Below are 16,948 nucleotides of genomic sequence, written 5' to 3' on the forward strand. Positions count from 1 at the left end.
CGCAGCACGATCATGCTGCGCCAACGTGACGGGTATTACTTGAGCGCGGCCTCGGCTTTACCGATGGCGACGAATTCTTCTTCCGGCGTACCGGCCACCAGGTGATGACGGCTGTACAGGGCGAAGTAGGCTATCAGCACGGCGTAGATAACTGCAGCGCCAATCACCACTCGTGGGTCGACCAAGAAGCCGGCAACCACGGCCACGCAGGCCAGTACCAAGGCGATGCCCGAGGTGACGATGCCGCCTGGGGTGCGGTACGGGCGATGCATTTCCGGACGGCGCACGCGCAGGGTGATGTGCGCGGCCATCATCAACACATAGGAGATGGTGGCACCGAACACTGCGACCAGAATCAATAGATCGCCCTGACCTGTCAGCGACAGCGCAAAGCCGATCAGACCGGGCACGATCAGCGCCAGTACCGGTGCTTTGTTCTTGTTGGTCAGCGACAGCGAACGCGGCAGGTAGCCGGCGCGCGACAGGGCAAAAATCTGCCGGGAATAGGCGTAGATGATCGAGAAGAAGCTGGCAATCAGACCGGCCAGGCCGATCAGGTTGACGAAGCTGCTCATCCAGGTCGATTCGCCGTACGCGATGGTCAGGGCTTCCACCAGCGGGTTGCCGGAGGCCATCAGCGCGTTGGCGCCAGCGCCGCCTGGGCCCACCACCAGAATCAGCAGGGCAAAGGCCAGCAGCACCAGCATGGCGCCGATCAGCCCACGCGGCATGTCGCGCTGCGGGTTGCGGGTTTCTTCAGCGGCCAGCGGCACGCCTTCGACCGCGAGGAAGAACCAGATCGCATAGGGAATCGCCGCCCACACACCGACATAGCCGAACGGCAGGAAGCTGCTGGCACCGGTGGCTTCGGTCACCGGAATATCGAGCAAGTTGGCCACCGAGAAGTGCGGCACCATCGCGACGATAAACACGCCCAGGGCAATTGCCGCCACGGCGGTGATGATAAACATCAGCTTCAGCGCCTCACCGACGCCGAAGATATGGATGCCGATAAACAGCACATAAAAGGCCAGGTAGATCGCCCAGCCGCCGATGCCGAACAGTGACTCACAATAAGCGCCGATAAACACCGCAATGGCGGCGGGGGCAATGGCGTACTCGATGAGGATCGCCGTACCGGTGAGAAAACCGCCCAAGGGACCGAAGGCGCTGCGGGCAAAGCCATAGCCGCCACCAGCGGTGGGGATCATCGAAGACAGTTCCGCCAGGGAGAAGCACATGCACAGGTACATCAGTGCCATCAGCAGGGTGGCGAGAAACATGCCGCCCCAGCCGCCCTGGGCTAGACCGAAGTTCCAGCCGGCATAGTCACCGGAAATCACGTAGGCAACGCCCAGGCCGACCAGCAATACCCAGCCTGCTGCGCCCTTCTTCAATTGCCTACTTTGGAAGTAGTCGGCATCGACCTGCTCTAAATCGGTGCCTTGCGGTAGACCTACCGCACTGATTTGTTCTGCTGCCATGGGAATTCCTTATCAACACGCTGGCCGCAGCGCAGGCCCGGCCAAGCGTGTAGCTATTTGAGGGAAGAGTGTTACCCAGTGGATCAGCAACCGCTGTGCCAACTGCGCCTCTGGTCTAGACCTGAGGCGCGAGCGGGCAAGCCGATGTCGTTTTGCGACATCGGCTGCGGTTGCGCAGGGACTTAGAAAAACCCCAGCGGGTTGATGTCGTAGCTCACCAGCAGGTTTTTCGTCTGCTGATAGTGGTCGAGCATCATCTTGTGGGTCTCACGGCCGACGCCGGACTTCTTGTAGCCACCGAAGGCGGCATGGGCAGGGTAGAGATGGTAGCAGTTGGTCCACACGCGCCCGGCCTTGATCGCCCGGCCCATGCGGTAGGCGCGGTTGATGTCGCGGGTCCACAGGCCAGCCCCAAGGCCGAATTCGGTGTCGTTGGCAATCGCCAGGGCTTCGGCTTCGTCCTTGAAGGTGGTGACGCTGACCACCGGGCCGAAGATCTCCTCCTGGAACACGCGCATCTTGTTGTGGCCCTTGAGCAGGGTCGGCTGGATGTAATAGCCGCCGTCCAGGGTGCCGCTGAGTTTTTCTACGCGGCCGCCGGTGAGCAGCTCAGCACCTTCCTGCTTGGCGATTTCCAGGTAGCTCAAGATCTTGTCGAACTGTTGCTCGGAGGCTTGCGCGCCGACCATTGTTTCGGTGTCCAGCGGGTCGCCGCGTTTGATCTGCTCGACCTTCTTCATTACCTCTTTCATAAAGGCCGGGTAGATCGACTCCTGCACCAGCGCGCGCGATGGGCAGGTGCACACCTCGCCCTGGTTGAAGAAGGCCAGCACCAGGCCTTCGGCGGCTTTTTCGATAAAGCTTTGCTCGGCCTGCATGATGTCTTCAAAGAAGATATTCGGCGATTTTCCGCCCAGCTCCACGGTGCTCGGGATGATGTTCTCGGCCGCGCATTTCATGATATGCGCCCCAACCGGCGTAGATCCGGTGAAGGCGATCTTGGCGATGCGTTTGCTGGTGGCCAACGCTTCGCCTGCCTCCTTGCCAAAGCCTTGCACCACGTTAAGCACACCTGGCGGTAGTAAATCGCCGATCAGCTCCATCAGCACGCTGATACCCAGCGGCGTTTGCTCGGCCGGTTTCAATACCACGCAGTTGCCAGCGGCCAGGGCTGGGGCGAGCTTCCAGGCGGCCATCAGCAGCGGGAAGTTCCACGGGATGATCTGCCCGACCACGCCCAGCGGCTCGTGGATGTGATAGGCCACTGTGTTGCCGTCGATCTCGGCAGCAGAACCTTCCTGAGCGCGCAGGCAGCCGGCGAAGTAGCGGAAGTGGTCGGCGGCCAGGGGAATATCGGCATTCAGGGTTTCGCGCACGGCTTTGCCGTTGTCCCAGGTTTCGGTGATGGCCAGCACTTCCAGATTGGCTTCGATGCGGTCGGCGATCTTCAGCAGGGTCAGCGAGCGCTCCTGCACCGACGTGCGGCCCCAGGCATCGGCGGCGGCATGGGCGGCGTCCAGGGCCTTGTCGATGTCGGAGGCGTCAGAGCGCGGGAATTCGGCGATCGGCAGGCCATTCACCGGCGAGGTGTTGGTGAAGTACTGGCCTTTGACCGGCGCGACAAACTCGCCGCCGATGTAGTTGCCGTAACGGGATTTAAAGGAAACGAGGGCACCTTCGGTACCGGGATGGGCGTAACGCATGCTGAATATCTCCTGGTTCTTATGTTTGTTCTGGTGATGCAGCGAGAGGCGCGCAGTGGCGCTTGAAGAGACACAGAGCAAGGGCTGAGCCAGGTGCGTGAAAGTACCGTTTTAGAGCCTTCGCGTTGAGAGGGGTGGTGATGCGCAGTGATGGGTTGTATCGCTGTTGGCGCAGGCTGGCGTGACACTTTGTGCCGTTGCCGATACAGCGCTGTGACTCGCCGGTCAGGCTGTCTTGCAATGGCCGCAAAGCTGGTAGATGCTCGGCCATCACGTGCAACTCCTAGCAGGCCGTTGAAAACGTAGGCGAGGCCGGCAAGACAAGGCAAAAACAGGCGAGGAAGCGGAGTTTACTGGTGTAAATGAGCATTCCGAGCCTGTTTTTAACGAAGTATTGCCAACGCAGGTAGTTTCTCAACGGCCTGCTACAGCGGAGAACAATAACAATGCATAACCCTGCAAGCCGCCACGCCCAGCAGGTGCTGACCGTGGCTCAAGGGCGCGGCCAACTCGCGGGACCTGCTGCCGATTCCTCGGTGGCGCGCTCCTGGCTGCGCTGTCTGCAGCAGCATCACCTCGACCCGGCGCAGAGCATGCCGCCGGCGGTGATCGAGCACGCGCATATGCTTGAGCGGCGTGAGCAGCTGCAGCAGGTGCTGGAGATTTCCAGCAACGAGATGAACAGCCTGCACCGTCAGTTGGCCGGCTCCGGCCATGCGGTTTTGCTGACCGATGCGCGCGGGGTGATCCTCAACTGCGTTACTGAACAGGCGGAAAAACGCACCTTCGAGCAGGCCGGGCTGTGGCTTGGTGCCGACTGGAGCGAGGCCTGTGAAGGCACCAATGGCATCGGCACTTGCCTGGTCGAGCGCCAGCCGCTGACCATCCACCAGAATGAACATTTCCGCAGTCGCCACACTGGCCTGACCTGCTCGGCCAGCCCGGTGTTCGATCCGCACGGCGAACTGCTGGCGGTGCTGGACGTGTCCTCGGCGCGGCACGACGTATCGCGGCAGAGCCAGTTCCACACCATGGCCCTGGTCAACCTGTCGGCCAAGGCCATCGAGGGCTGCCATTTCCTGCGCAGCTATGAAGGCGAGTGGCTGCTGCGTTTTCATGCCCAGGCCGAATACATCGGCCAGTTCAGCGAAGGGCTGCTGGCCTTCGACGGTGATGGGCGTGTGAGTGCGGTGAATCAGAGCGCGATCAATCTGCTCGGCCTGTCCCGGCGGCAGCTGCTCGGGCGCACCCTGGTTGAGGTGTTCGACTGCCGCCTGGATGACCTGCTCGGCCGCGCTTCGGCGCAGCCCAGCGCCAGTTGGCCGCTGTATACCCAGCGCGGCCAGCTGCTGTTTGCCATGCTACGCGGTCAGCCTCGGCGCAGCGCCCAGGCGCTTGGCACTGTTGCATTGGCAACCCCCGGGTTGTGCCTGGCCGACCCTGGCTTGCAGAGTGATTTTCGCCGTGCTTTGCGGGTGTACGAGCGCGATGTGCCGCTGCTGATTGGCGGCGAAACCGGCACCGGTAAAGAGGCCTTCGCCAAGGCCCTGCATCAGGTCAGCTCGCGCGGCGGCAAGCCCTTTGTTGCGCTGAACTGCGCGGCGATTCCCGAGAGCCTGATTGAGAGCGAACTGTTCGGTTATCGCGGCGGCAGCTTTACCGGTGCGCGCAAGGAAGGCATGCGCGGCAAACTGCAGCAGGCCGATGGCGGCACGCTGTTTCTCGATGAAATCGGCGATATGCCGCTGGCGCTGCAGACCCGTTTGTTGCGGGTGCTGGAAGAGCGCCGGGTCGAGCCGATTGGCGGCGAAGCCCAGGCCATCGATGTGCGGGTGATCAGCGCCAGCCACCGCGACCTGAACGAGCGGGTGGCCAGCGGCGAGTTTCGCCAGGACCTGTTCTATCGCCTCAATGGCCTGGTGATCGATCTGCCGCCGCTGCGTGAGCGCAGCGATAAGCTGGCGCTGCTTGATTTTTTGCTGGCCGAAGAGGCGCGCGGACAACCCGTACGGCTTGACGATGCGGCCCGCGAAGCGCTGCTCGCCTACCCTTGGCCAGGTAATGTGCGGCAGTTGCGCAATGTGCTGCGCACCCTCTGTGCACTGTGCGAAAACGGCCTGATCAGCCACGGCGAACTGCCTGCCGAGATTCGCCATGCCCGTCCTGCAACGGCGCTGTTGCCAACGGACAAACCCGACCAGTTGGGCGATGCCGAACGCCAGGCGTTGCTCGCGGTCCTAGAGGCGCAGCACTGGCAGATGAGCCGCAGCGCCGAGCAGCTGGGCATCAGCCGCAACACCCTGTACCGCAAACTGCGCAAACATGGGATTGCTCGGCGAGGCTAAAGCCGTAGGTTGGTGTTGAGCGTAGCGAAGCCCAACAGGCAACAGGCGGCCCGCGTTGTTGGGCTTCGTCGCAGGCTCCTCAACCCAACCTACGGTTTTTATGCCTGCACGTTTGGTAGACGCTTTGATGACGTCTGTAGGTTGGCGTTGAACGCAGCGAAGCCCAACGGTGAGTTGCATTGGCTGTTGGGCTTCGGCGCTGCGCGCCTCAACGCCAACCTACGGAAATAGCCAGGGGCGCTGTGCTAATCTGCGGCCAGTTTTTATCCCGCCTTATTCACCGGCTCTGACGACGCCTGCAAGGTAAATCATGCATATCCATATTCTCGGCATCTGCGGCACCTTTATGGGCTCGCTGGCCGTGCTGGCCAAGGAACTCGGCCACCGCGTGACCGGCTCCGACGCCAATGTTTACCCGCCCATGAGCACCCAGCTCCAAGCCCAGGGCATCGAGCTGACCCAGGGCTATGACGCCGCCCAGCTTGATCCCGCGCCGGATCTGGTAGTGGTCGGCAACGCGCTGTCGCGCGGCAACCCGGCGGTGGAATATGTGCTGAACAAGGGCCTGCCTTATGTCAGCGGTCCGCAGTGGCTGGCCGACCATGTGCTGCAGGGCCGCTGGGTGATGGCGGTGGCCGGCACCCATGGCAAGACCAGCAGTTCGAGCATGCTGGCCTGGGTGTTGGAACACGCCGGCATGAATCCGGGCTTTCTGATTGGCGGCGTGCCGCAGAACTTCGGCATTTCCGCGCGTTTGGGCGACACGCCGTTCTTTGTGGTCGAGGCCGACGAGTACGACAGCGCCTTCTTTGATAAGCGCAGCAAGTTCGTTCACTACCGGCCGCGCACCGCGATTCTGAATAACCTGGAGTTCGATCACGCGGACATCTTCCCGGATCTGGCGGCCATCGAGCGGCAGTTCCACCATCTGGTGCGCACCATTCCCGGTGAAGGGTTGATCATCCATCCCACCACTGAACCGGCGCTTAAACGCGTGATCGAAATGGGCTGCTGGACGCCAGTCGCCACCACCGGCGAGGGCGGGCAATGGCAGGCCAATCTGCTCAGTGCCGACGGCTCGCGCTTCGAGGTGATTTTCGAGGGTAAAACCGCGGGTGTGGTGGACTGGCAACTGACCGGCCAGCACAACGTGGCCAACGCCCTGGCGGTGCTGGCGGCGGCGCGGCATGTTGGCGTGGTGCCGGAGCTGGGCATCGCCGCGCTGTGCAGCTTTATCAATGCCAAGCGGCGCATGGAGAAGGTGGCCGAGGTTAACGGGGTGACCATTTTCGATGACTTCGCTCACCACCCAACGGCGATTGCTACCACCTTGGATGGCCTGCGCAAACGCATCGGCGACGCCAAGCTGATCGCCATCGTCGAGCCGCGCTCAAACTCGATGAAGCTCGGCGCGCACCGCGATGGCTTGCCGGGATCCGTGGTGCAGGCCGACTCGGTGTACTGGTACGCGCCGCCAAACCTGGGCTGGGATTTGGCCGGCACCGTGGCTACCTCGACGGTGCCGATGCAGGTGTGCGATTCCCTTGAAGCGATCATCGCCGGGGTCAAGGCTGAGGCCGCACCGGGCACACAAATTGTGGTGATGAGCAACGGCGGCTTCGGCGGTTTGCATGGCAAGCTGGCAGCGGCCTTGGAGACATAAGCTTGTAGGATGGGTTGAGCGAAGCGATACCCATCAGCCCCGAGTTGATGGGTATCGTGCGCTACGCGCCTCAACCCATCCTACGGTCTGTGCTCAACCCATCCTACGGTCGACGGTTTCACCCATTCCACGGAGTTCGCCGATGAGCGGTCCTGAACGTATTACTTTGGCTATGACCGGCGCTTCCGGCGCTCAGTACGGCCTGCGTCTGCTCGACTGCCTGGTGCAGGAAGAGCGCGAGGTGCACTTTCTTATTTCCAAGGCCGCGCAGCTGGTGATGGCCACGGAAACCGATGTCAGCCTGCCGAGCAAGCCGCAGGCCATGCAGGCGTTCTTGAGCGAGTACACCGGCGCCGCGTCGGGGCAGATTCGTGTGTATGGCAAGGAGGACTGGATGGCCCCGGCGGCCTCCGGCTCCGGCGCGCCTACCGCCATGGTGGTGGTGCCGTGCAGCACCGGCAGTCTGTCGGCCATCGCCACCGGTGCCTGTAACAACCTGATCGAACGCGCCGCCGATGTGGCCCTCAAAGAGCGTCGTCAGTTGATTCTGGTGCCGCGCGAGGCACCGTTCTCCAGCATCCATCTGGAGAACATGCTCAAGCTGTCGAATATGGGCGCGACCATTCTGCCGGCCGCACCGGGCTTTTATCACCAGCCGCAAACCATCGATGACCTGATTGATTTCGTCGTGGCGCGTATTCTCAACTGCCTGAATATCCCCCAGGACATGCTGCCGCGCTGGGGTGAACACCATCAGACCACGCCGGATGAATAAGCCCTTGGTCCGCACTGCGAGCGTATTACTACTGAGCCTGGCCATCAGCGGCTGCGCCACTGTGCGCACCCTGGATGCCGCCAAACCAGGCGCGCCGGTGATGTATGCCGGCACACGGCTGAACCTGTATGCGCTGCAAGGCGGTTGCTGCGCCACTGAGCGCTTTGGTGCAGCGGCCCCGGCTTATCCGGCTGCCGACCTGCCGGTTAGCGCGTTGCTGGATACCTTGTTGTTGCCGCTGTCTCTGGCCACTGCCATCGGTCTTAATCTGGGCATTAGCGGCGGGTTGTAGCGGCTGCCAGGCATCCGGAATGCTGGTGGCTTTGTCCTGCCGGCTAGCCGCCAATGGCCAATGCTCAAGGTGGTGTGCCGGCCCTGGCTTGGCAAACAGGAAACCCTGAAAGCGCCTGCAGCCCATGCCTTGCAGGGCGTCGAATTGTTCCTGGGTTTCCACCCCTTCGGCGGTCACGTTGAGGTTGAGGTTGTTGCCCAGCGCCAGGATGGTGCGCACGATGGCGGCGTTGCTGGGTTGTTCGAGCATGTCGTGAACAAAGGACTGGTCGATTTTCAGTTGGTCCAGGGGCAGCCGTTTGAGGTAATTGAGCGAGGAGTAACCTACGCCGAAGTCGTCTAACGCCAGGTGCACGCCGTGCGTTTTCAGTTGGCTCATCTTGCTGATAAGCGTTTCCACATCTTCCACCAGTTGGCTTTCGGTCAGCTCCAGCTCCAGGCGCTGTGGATTGGCGCCGCTTTCCGCGAGGGCGGCGAAGACGTCCTCAATAAAGTCGGGGTGGTGAAACTGCCTGGCGCTGACGTTAATCGCCAGAGTCAGCTGCGCCAGTTGCGGATGTGCGGCCCAGGCCACCAGTTGTTGGCAGGCGCTGTGCAGGATCAAGCGGCCGAGGGGCAGAATCAGCCCGGTGCTTTCAGCCAGCGGAATAAACTCCCCCGGTGCTACCAGGCCGCGTGTGGGGTGCTGCCAGCGTACCAGGGCTTCGGCGCCGACCAGCTGCCCTTGGGCATCCACCTGGGGCTGGTAGTGCAGGATAAAGTCGCGCTGGCCGAGGCTCTGGCGCAGGTCGCTTTCCAGGTTGGCGCGGGTGCTAACGTCGGCTTGCATCTTCGGGTCGAAAAAGCGCATGGCGTTGCGCCCCGCAGCCTTGGCCTGATACATGGCCATATCGGCACGTTTGAGCACTTCATCGAGCGTGCTGTGCTCGTCGGGGAACAGTGCGATGCCGATGCTGGCTGTGCTGATATGGCTGCGGCCTTGTAGGTCGAAGGGGGCGGCAAGTGTCTCGATGATTTTTTTCCCCACGCTTTCGACCTGTTGGCCGGCGTGCGTAGGTTCCAGGCTGAGGCCTTCGAGCATCAGCACGAACTCATCGCCGCCCAGACGGGCCAGGGTGTCCTGGGCGCGTACATGGCTGCTCAGACGCTCGGCGACCCGCTGCAGCAACTGGTCGCCCATGTCATGGCCGAGGGTGTCGTTGAGATGCTTGAAGTTGTCCAGGTCAATAAACAGCAACGCGGCCTGTTGCAGGCCGCGCGCATGCTTGGCCAGGGCCTGCTGCAGGCGATCAAGTAGCAAACGACGATTGGGCAGTCCAGTGAGAGGGTCGTAGAACGCCAGCTGGTTGATTTTTTCCAGGTTCTGTTTGTGCTCGGTGATGTCGGTGGAGATGCCGCACAGGGCGTAGATTTTGCCCTGGTCGTCGCACAGCGGCAGCTTGACCGAGAGGAAGGCGTGTTGGGTGCTGCCATCCAGGCTGCGATTGATTTCCTCGGTCTGCACCCGCTCGCCGAGCGTGAGTACGCGGCGGTCGTTGTCGTGGAGGTTGGTGGCCGTGTCGATATCGAAGAACTGTTCATCGGTCTTGCCGATAACCTGCTCCAGGTTCTGGCCGAATAGCTCACACACCTTGCGGTTGGCGTACTGGTAACGCAGCTGGTCATCTTTGATATAGATATAGGCTTCGACGCTGTCGAGGATGGTGTTCAGACGTTCTTCGCTGGTTTGCAGGTGGCGCGTTTTCTCGCGGACCTGACGGCGCAATAGCACCGCACCACCGAGAGCCGCGATCAGCAGCACGGCTAGGATGGCCAGGCCCCACCAGACGCTATTCGGGATCAGCAGACGTGGCCGTTCGCCGCCCCAGCGCTGCAGGCTCTGGTAGTAGATCGAGGAGGGTGAGTTCTGCCAGCTCGACAGGTGGTTGTCGATGGCAGCCAACAGGTCGGCGTTCTGCCCTTTGCGCGTGGCGTAGAACAACTGTACCGGCTGAAACATGATAGAGGAGCTTTGCAGCGCATAGCTCGGTGCTTGGTAGTCGCCAAAACGATGGTTGGTCACTACCGCGTCAGCACGCCCGCCCGCCACCAAATCAAAGCCTTGTTGCAGGTTGGGTACACCGATCAACTGGGCTTTCAGGCCAAAGCTTTCGAGCAATTCACGTAGGTATTCCTCCTGCACCGAGCCTCGCAACACAGTAATGCGTAGCCCTTTCAGATCGAGTATCGATTTGAGCTGAAGGTCTTCGCTGCTGTAGATCTGCGACCAACTGAACAACGAGGGTACCTTGTGGAAGTCGAGGGCCTGGGCACGGCTGTCGTTGTAGGCCACGTCCGGCAGCAGGTCTATCTCGCCGCTCTGCGCTAGCTCCAGGCATTGTTGCCATTCGCAGGATCTGGGGCGCAGTTGCCAGTCTTCCTGGCGGGCGATTTCATTCAACAGCTCACCAAGAATGCCGGAGAGTTCGCCGTTCGGGCCCAGGAAGATTTTTGGTTCGTTGGCGTAAACCCCTACGCGGATCTGGCGTGATTGTGCGCTGCTTAGCGAGACCGCCGTAAGGCTCGCGATCAATAACAGCAGAGTGGCGAGTTGGCGAAATGACAGGCGCTTCATGCGTGGCCAGCTTCCAAACGAGATCCATGGCCTAACGATAGCCAGAATATGGCGTAGGTACAGGTGGGTACTGGCAATAGGCTATTTATGGGCGCTAACTGGCCCAGCCTTGATAGACATAGGTCATGGGCTTTGGGCCTTTGAGGTAACGGTTGCTTAGTTCGCCAATCTGAAAACCGCCGGCTTCAATCAACGCACGAATATCGCGGTTGAGGTGGCAGCCGCCGGCCAGTGGCTTCCATAGCGGTGTCAGGCGGTTTTGCCAGCGCAGCACGGGCAGCTCCGGGGCTATGCCGTGCTCGCAGAACAGCAGGCGACCGTCGGGTTTGAGCACGCGGCGCATTTCTTTCAGCGCGGCCACGGCATCGGGAATGGTGCACAGGGTAAAGGTGCAGACGATGCTGTCGAAGCTGGCGTCAGCGGCCTGGATCTGCCCCAGCTCAAGGGCAATCATCTCCACAGGAATACTGATCGATGCAGCCCGTTGCTTGGCCAGTTTCTGCATGTCGGCGCTGGGGTCGACGCCGATAATTACGCTGACCTTGGCGGTGTCATAGAACGCCAGATTGAGGCCGCTGCCGATGCCGATCTCCAGCACCCGGCCATGGGCCTGGGGCACCAGTTGCGAGCGAGCTTTCATCACCGCGCCCATGCCGCAGGCGAAGTCGATCAGGTGCGGCAGCAGGTAGCGGTCATACAAGCCCAAGGTGTTGTCCCCATTATTTTTATTCTGCGTCGTTGCTGGCGTCATCCGGCAGATCGCTGTTGTCGCCGCTGACGGCGGCAAAGCATTTGATCAAATGAGGGTCGGCAGTACCGCTGATGCTCCAGGCGTCGGCCTCACCATCAAAGCGCGCGGCAATCACCTGGGCCAGGGTGAAGTGCCATTTACGCAGGGCGCGGCCATCCATGCATTCGATGCTTAGCAGCGGCGCATCGCTGGTGGGCGGGTTGCCGGCCTGGTGCTGGGCCAGTTGCTCGGTATCGAGGTGGAATTGCCAGGCATGCAGGTCGTCGATTTCCAGCATATCGGCATCGCTCAGGGCGCTGATCAGGTCGTGCGGGGTGGTGCTCATAGGTCGATGGCTTCTTATTAGCGGCAGTTAGTTAGTGGCAGTTAGCGGCCGAGCCGGCGCAGTTGGTCTGATTCGATCACTCGGGTGCCGACGTCTTCTTCCAGCGCCAGGCGCCATAGGGCGCGGGCCAGTACGGTGGCTTCGATGCCACGATATTTGCCCGGCAGCCAGCGCATAAAAGGCGCGGCCAGGCGCTCGCCGAGGCGAAACTCCTGACGTGCGCCGAGCAATAGCGAAGGGCGGGCGATGGTTAGCTGCGGCCAGTTCTGTGCGCGCAGTGCTTGTTCCATTTCGCCTTTGATCTTGTTGTAGAACACCGTGGAGTTGGCGTCTGCGCCAAGAGCACTGATCACCAGCAGGTGCCGTGCGCCGAGGGCGCGGGCGCGTTCGGCGAAGGTGATCACCAGGTCATGGTCGACGGCGCGAAAGGCTTCCTGCGAGCCGGCCTGTTTGATCGTGCTGCCCAGGCAGCAGAAGGCGGTATCGATCTTGCCGCTCAGTTGCACCAGCAGGTCGAGCAGTTCGCCTTGCGGGTTTTCCAGATGCGCATGGGCCGCCAGCGGGCGGCGGCTGGGGGCCAGTACGCGGGCGACCGTGGGTTCGTTCAGCAAACGGTCCAGCAGGTGCTCGCCGGTCAGTCCGGTGGCGCCTGCGAGAAGGATGTGCTGGGGCGTTAAATACATAGTGTGAGGTTCTCCGCTGATAGCAATCAGCTTATCAGGCTGCTGGGTAGGCGCACGGCTGTTATGGGTTGACCGCAGATTGGGCTTCAAGTGCATTGTCTAGGGCGCGCTCGGCCTGCTGTTCGCGCAGCTTGCGCCACTGCGCGAGCACTGCTTTGGCGGGCCAGATCTGCGGTTCTGAGGGTTCGAAGCCGTCGGCCTTTTCGCGTTCGGCGACGCTGGCCTGGGCCAGTTTGAAGGCCCGCTGCAGGTCGTCGGTCTGTTGCAGGGCCTCAGCAAACAGCGCGCGGCCGAAGTAGGTGAAGTCGTTCTCCTCCGAGCAGCCGAAAGACACCCGGTCGGCGCGGGCGGCGGTGATCACCAGGGTCTTGTCGTCCTGCAGCTTGGGGATAAAGCCGCCGGAGTAGCAGGCGGAGATCACCAGCACCTTGTGCCGATTCTTCAGTGGTTCGAGCAGCGCTGCCAGCTCGCTGGCGGGCAGGTCGTTGAGCTGCAGGCGCGGCTGGTCGAGGTTCAGCTCGTGCTGGGCGGAGCCATGGCTGGTCAAGTAGATAAAGATCAGGTCTTCCTCGCCGCTGCGTTCGGCCAGGGCCTGAACGCTGCGGCCCAGGCTGGCGCTGGTGGCCAGCGGGCGATCCGCCAGGTGGTCGCGGTGGTTGACCAGGGTGATCAGGCCGTGTGCGGCGAAGCGCTCTTGCAGCAGGTTGCCGACATAATCGGCCTCGCGCATAAACACGCTCTGCTTGCCATCGCCGGCCAGGGTCAGGGCATACAGCTCGATGGCTGGTGTGGAGGCGGGTAGTTTGGCAATGGCGGCATCCAGCAGGCGGCCTTGTTCCAACAGGCCGGTGGCCAGGGCATCGGGTATGGCCTTGCCCTGGGCGTCACGAATCAGCCGGTCGTTTTGCCAGGTGCCGCTTTGCTGACTGCCATCTACCAGGGTCAGGCTGCCTGTACCTTGGTAGCTGCCGTAGGCGAAGTTACCTTGATAGACGCTGCCGTCGGCCAGGCTTAGGCGGCCTTCGCCGTGGTAGCTCCAATCGCTGAATTGGCCGGCGTAATGGCTGCCGTCGCTGCCTTTGAATTCGCCTTTGCCGGTCAGGCTGCCATGGACGAAGCGGCCGCTCCAGACGTCGCCGTCGGCGCTCTGATAGCGGCCCTTGCCGTGGAACTGGTTGTCGCGGAACTGACCACTGTAGAGGTCGCCGCCCAGGTTCTTGAAACTGCCCTGGCCATTGAGTTGGCTGTTGTCGAAGGTGCCGGTGTATTCATTGCCTTCGGCGTCGGTCAGTACGCCCTGGCCGTCGGGTTCATCATTCTTGAACTGGCCCTGGAAGCTGGCCCCGTTGCTCCATTGCAGCTTGCCCAGGCCGCTGTACCGGCCTTTGCTGAATTCGCCACGGTATTCCAGCTGGCTGTTTTTCAGGTGGCCTTCGCCGCTGGGCCTGCCGTTGGAAAAGCCGCCTTCGTAAAGGCTGCCATCGCTGTAGGTGAGGCTGCCCTGGCCGTGAAAATCGCCGGACTGAAATTCGCCGCTGTAGAACTCGCCGTGCTTGCTGCGCCATTCGCCGGCGCCGCTGAACTGGCCGTCCTTGAATTGCCCCTCATAGTAGCTGCCGTCGCTGTAATCCAGGCGGCCTGGGCCTTGCAGCAGGCCGTCGACAATTTCGCCACGGTAGCGCCCGCCATCAGGCAGCACGGCATCCGGTGGCAGCAAGGGTTCGCCATCGCCGCAGGCGACCAGCAGCAGGGCGAGGCTCAGGGGGGCCAGGAGGCAGAGAGGGCGCATGCAGAAAATCCAGGCTGGAAGGTCGTTGCCGAGTATGCCTTAAAGCGCTCAGAACGCCGTGATTGAGCGCGCTGGCAGGCATATAAAATAGAAAAGGCGCTCCAGCAGATGCCAGTGCGCCTTTGTTCGGGGGCTGCGATCAGACGAAGCAGAGCGTCAGCGGTTCAGCGATATAGGCGGGTTTTTCCGAGCCTTCAATCTCCAGCACGACTTTGGCTTTGAGCAGCCATTGGCCAGGATTCTTCTCATGGGCGTCGGTCAGGCTGACTACCAGGCGGACTTTGGAGTTAACTTTCACTGGCTGGATAAAGCGCACGCTGTCCAGGCCATAGTTGACGGCCATCTTCAGCCCTTTAGGCATGATCATGATGCCCTCCATCAGCTTGGGCACCAGTGATAGCGAGAGGAAGCCGTGGGCGATGGTGCTACCAAACGGAGTGAGCTTGGCTTTTTCCGGATCGACGTGGATGAACTGGTGATCGCCCGTGCATTCGGCGAACTGGTTGATACGGTCCTGGTCGATGGTCAGCCATTCGGAACGGCCGAGTTCTTTGCCGATATAGCTGGGCAGTTCAGCGGCGGGTACTGATGTCATGGTTTCTCCTTGAAGACGCAAGTGTTGTTGTTTTTGGGGGCGTAAATCCTTCTGCCCTAAGATCATCATGGGTTTGCCGCAGGGTCAAGTGCTCCGTTAACGCTAAGCCAGTGCCACGCAACCGCTGTAAGACGGCCCTCGCCGGGCGCTTCTGCTTATAATGCGCGGCACTGCGACTGGGATCATACGATTCGGAGATTACCCATCATGCTGCTACGCGGCCTTTCCTGGCTGGTGCTGTGCCAGTTGCTCGGCACTGCGCTGAATGCCCTGCTGATTCCGATTTTGCCGGGGCCGATCATCGGCATGTTGCTGCTGTTCGCCTTTCTGCTGCTGCGTGGCGAGGTGGGCGAGCCGCTGCACCTGGCCTCCAGCAATTTGCTGAAATATCTGCCGCTGCTGCTGGTGCCGCCAGCGGTGGGGGTAATGGCCTATGCCGAGGATATCTTTGCCGACTTTTGGGCGATTGCCGGTGCGCTGTTGTTGTCGCTGCTGATCTCGATCGTATTTGCCGGCTGGCTGATGCAGAAACTGATCGACCGTCAGCAACGCCCGGAGGACGTATGACGCTGGAGTGGCACGCTGCCTGGCAGGCGCTGATCCATCACCCGCTGTTTGGCGTGGGCATTACCCTAGGCGTCTACCAGTTGGCGATTGCTGCTTACGAGAAAACCCGCTGGGTGTTTCTGCAGCCGGTGCTGGTGTCGATGCTCGCGGTGATCGGCATTCTGCTGGCCTGCGGCCTGACTTTTGCTGAATATAAGGATAGCGCCGCCGCGCTGACGCTGTTCCTCGGTCCGACTACAGTGGCCCTCGCGGTGCCGCTGTTTCTGAATCTGCGGCGCATTCGTCAGCTGCTCTGGCCGACCCTGATCACCCTGCTGGTGGCCGGTGTGGTCGCCACTGTGCTGGGCATTACCCTTGCCTGGGCCTTCGGTGCCGAGCAGATCATGCTCATGAGCATGGCGCCGAAATCAGTGACCTCGCCGATTGCCATGCTAGTGGCCAATCAGATTGGCGGGATTGCCGCCCTAGCAGCGGTATTTGTGATGATCACTGGGATCATCGGCGCCATTATCGGCCCATCGTTGCTCAAGCGCTGTGGCGTGCAGCACCCGGCCGCACTGGGCATGGCCCTTGGCCTGACCGCGCACGCGGTCGGCACCGCGCGCGCGCTGCAGGAAGGCGAGGAGTGCGGCGCGTTTTCCGCCCTGGCGATGAGTCTGATGGGCGTATTCACCGCAGTGTTACTGCCGCTGGCTATTCTGTTGTGGCTATAAAGGAGGCGCCTGTGACCCTACCGCTATTTCCGCTGAATACCGTGTTGTTCCCCGGCTGCATGCTCGACTTGCAGATATTCGAAGCACGTTACCTGGATATGATCAGCCGCTGCATGAAGCAGGGCCAAGGCTTTGGTGTGGTCTGCATCGTCGACGGCGCTGAGGTGGGCGAGGCTGCGGGGCAGTTTTCGGCGATAGGCTGCGAGGCGCTGATCCGTGATTTCGAGCAGCGGCCCAATGGCCTGCTGGGAATTCGCGTCGAGGGTGCCCGGCGCTTTCGCGTGCAGCGCGCTCAGGTGTTGCCGGATCAGCTGACCCTGGCCGAAGTCGAGTGGCTGGACGAGCACGCCGAGCAACCGCTGGAAGCTGAACATGCGGATCTGGCGGCGTTGCTCGGTGCGCTAAGCGCTCACCCGATGGTGGCATCGCTGGGCATGGCGAGCGAGCCGGCGGGCCAGGAAGCATTGGCCAATCAATTGGCCTACCTGTTACCGCTGGACGCCGAGCAGAAACTGCAATTGCTCGAAACCCCCGAGGTGCAGCTGCGTCTGGAGCTGTTGCAGCAGCTGCTTGAGCTGCTGCAGGGCGAGCGTCAGTAGCGGTACAGCAGTGTAAGCGCGCGCCGTTTTTGGCACTGCTTAGCGCGGGGT

At 61.7% G+C, this 16,948-nt stretch carries 14 protein-coding genes and 1 pseudogene; 7 read left to right on the top strand and 8 right to left on the bottom strand.

Annotated elements, in window-relative coordinates; genetic code table 11:
• Window positions 1-35 precede the first annotated feature (35 nt).
• Together eat and exaC are read right to left on the bottom strand one after the other, a co-directional pair.
• Window positions 36-1,484: an ethanolamine permease gene (gene eat / locus AC0T4W_RS02975; protein ID WP_476315862.1), complete on the bottom strand. Its 1,449-nt coding sequence runs from the start codon at window positions 1,482-1,484 to the stop codon at window positions 36-38.
• Window positions 1,485-1,666: 182 nt separating this feature from the next.
• Window positions 1,667-3,187 carry an acetaldehyde dehydrogenase ExaC gene (gene exaC / locus AC0T4W_RS02980; protein WP_476315864.1) on the bottom strand — a complete coding sequence of 507 codons (1,521 nt, stop codon included), beginning with the start codon at window positions 3,185-3,187 and terminating at the stop codon, window positions 1,667-1,669.
• A 446-nt stretch (window positions 3,188-3,633) separates the two neighbouring features.
• Between exaC and AC0T4W_RS02985 the strand changes: the two genes are divergently transcribed.
• From AC0T4W_RS02985 to AC0T4W_RS03000, 4 genes are all read left to right on the top strand, one after another.
• On the top strand, window positions 3,634-5,532 hold the full coding sequence (locus AC0T4W_RS02985) for a sigma-54-dependent Fis family transcriptional regulator (RefSeq protein ID WP_476315867.1): 1,899 nt from the start codon (window positions 3,634-3,636) through the stop codon (window positions 5,530-5,532).
• A 310-nt stretch (window positions 5,533-5,842) separates the two neighbouring features.
• A complete protein-coding gene (gene mpl, locus AC0T4W_RS02990) occupies window positions 5,843-7,195 on the top strand; it encodes a UDP-N-acetylmuramate:L-alanyl-gamma-D-glutamyl-meso-diaminopimelate ligase (protein ID WP_476315869.1) in 1,353 nt (450 codons plus the stop codon).
• A gap of 142 nt (window positions 7,196-7,337) precedes the next feature.
• Window positions 7,338-7,970 (top strand): flavin prenyltransferase UbiX, encoded by a 633-nt coding sequence (gene ubiX / locus AC0T4W_RS02995; protein WP_476315872.1) that lies wholly within the window; start codon window positions 7,338-7,340, stop codon window positions 7,968-7,970.
• Window positions 7,963-8,262, top strand: coding sequence for a YceK/YidQ family lipoprotein (locus AC0T4W_RS03000; RefSeq protein WP_476315874.1), 300 nt, complete (start codon window positions 7,963-7,965; stop codon window positions 8,260-8,262). The genes ubiX and AC0T4W_RS03000 overlap by 8 nt, the downstream gene beginning before the upstream one ends.
• Window positions 8,263-8,358: 96 nt before the next feature.
• Here the strand turns inward: AC0T4W_RS03000 and AC0T4W_RS03005 are convergent.
• From AC0T4W_RS03005 to AC0T4W_RS03030, 6 genes and pseudogenes are all read right to left on the bottom strand, one after another.
• Window positions 8,359-10,875, bottom strand: a pseudogene (locus tag AC0T4W_RS03005) (EAL domain-containing protein); the annotation flags it as partial.
• Between the two features lie 94 nt (window positions 10,876-10,969).
• On the bottom strand, window positions 10,970-11,581 hold the full coding sequence (locus tag AC0T4W_RS03010) for a class I SAM-dependent methyltransferase (protein ID WP_476315877.1): 612 nt from the start codon (window positions 11,579-11,581) through the stop codon (window positions 10,970-10,972).
• 19 nt (window positions 11,582-11,600) lie between these two features.
• Complete coding sequence (locus tag AC0T4W_RS03015; protein ID WP_476315880.1) at window positions 11,601-11,951, bottom strand: DUF5629 family protein; 351 nt, start codon at window positions 11,949-11,951, stop codon at window positions 11,601-11,603.
• A 41-nt stretch (window positions 11,952-11,992) separates the two neighbouring features.
• The gene (locus tag AC0T4W_RS03020) at window positions 11,993-12,634 is read right to left on the bottom strand and encodes an oxidoreductase (protein ID WP_476315883.1); all 642 of its coding nucleotides are present in this window, start codon (window positions 12,632-12,634) and stop codon (window positions 11,993-11,995) included.
• A gap of 61 nt (window positions 12,635-12,695) precedes the next feature.
• Window positions 12,696-14,423 (bottom strand): C13 family peptidase, encoded by a 1,728-nt coding sequence (locus AC0T4W_RS03025; protein WP_476315884.1) that lies wholly within the window; start codon window positions 14,421-14,423, stop codon window positions 12,696-12,698.
• A 139-nt stretch (window positions 14,424-14,562) separates the two neighbouring features.
• Window positions 14,563-15,018, bottom strand: coding sequence for a MaoC family dehydratase (locus AC0T4W_RS03030; protein ID WP_476315887.1), 456 nt, complete (start codon window positions 15,016-15,018; stop codon window positions 14,563-14,565).
• Window positions 15,019-15,225: 207 nt separating this feature from the next.
• On the opposite strand from AC0T4W_RS03030, the gene AC0T4W_RS03035 reads away from it, so the two are divergent.
• The 3 genes from AC0T4W_RS03035 to AC0T4W_RS03045 are packed head-to-tail and all read left to right on the top strand — an operon-like array spanning window position 15,226 to window position 16,897.
• On the top strand, window positions 15,226-15,585 hold the full coding sequence (locus tag AC0T4W_RS03035; protein ID WP_476315889.1) for a CidA/LrgA family protein: 360 nt from the start codon (window positions 15,226-15,228) through the stop codon (window positions 15,583-15,585).
• Between the two features lie 2 nt (window positions 15,586-15,587).
• Window positions 15,588-16,298 (top strand): LrgB family protein, encoded by a 711-nt coding sequence (locus AC0T4W_RS03040; protein WP_476316081.1) that lies wholly within the window; start codon window positions 15,588-15,590, stop codon window positions 16,296-16,298.
• A gap of 11 nt (window positions 16,299-16,309) precedes the next feature.
• Window positions 16,310-16,897: an LON peptidase substrate-binding domain-containing protein gene (locus AC0T4W_RS03045; RefSeq protein WP_476315892.1), complete on the top strand. Its 588-nt coding sequence runs from the start codon at window positions 16,310-16,312 to the stop codon at window positions 16,895-16,897.
• The last annotated feature ends 51 nt before the right edge of the window (window positions 16,898-16,948 follow it).

This window comes from Pseudomonas sp. C7.1, assembly GCF_056312395.1.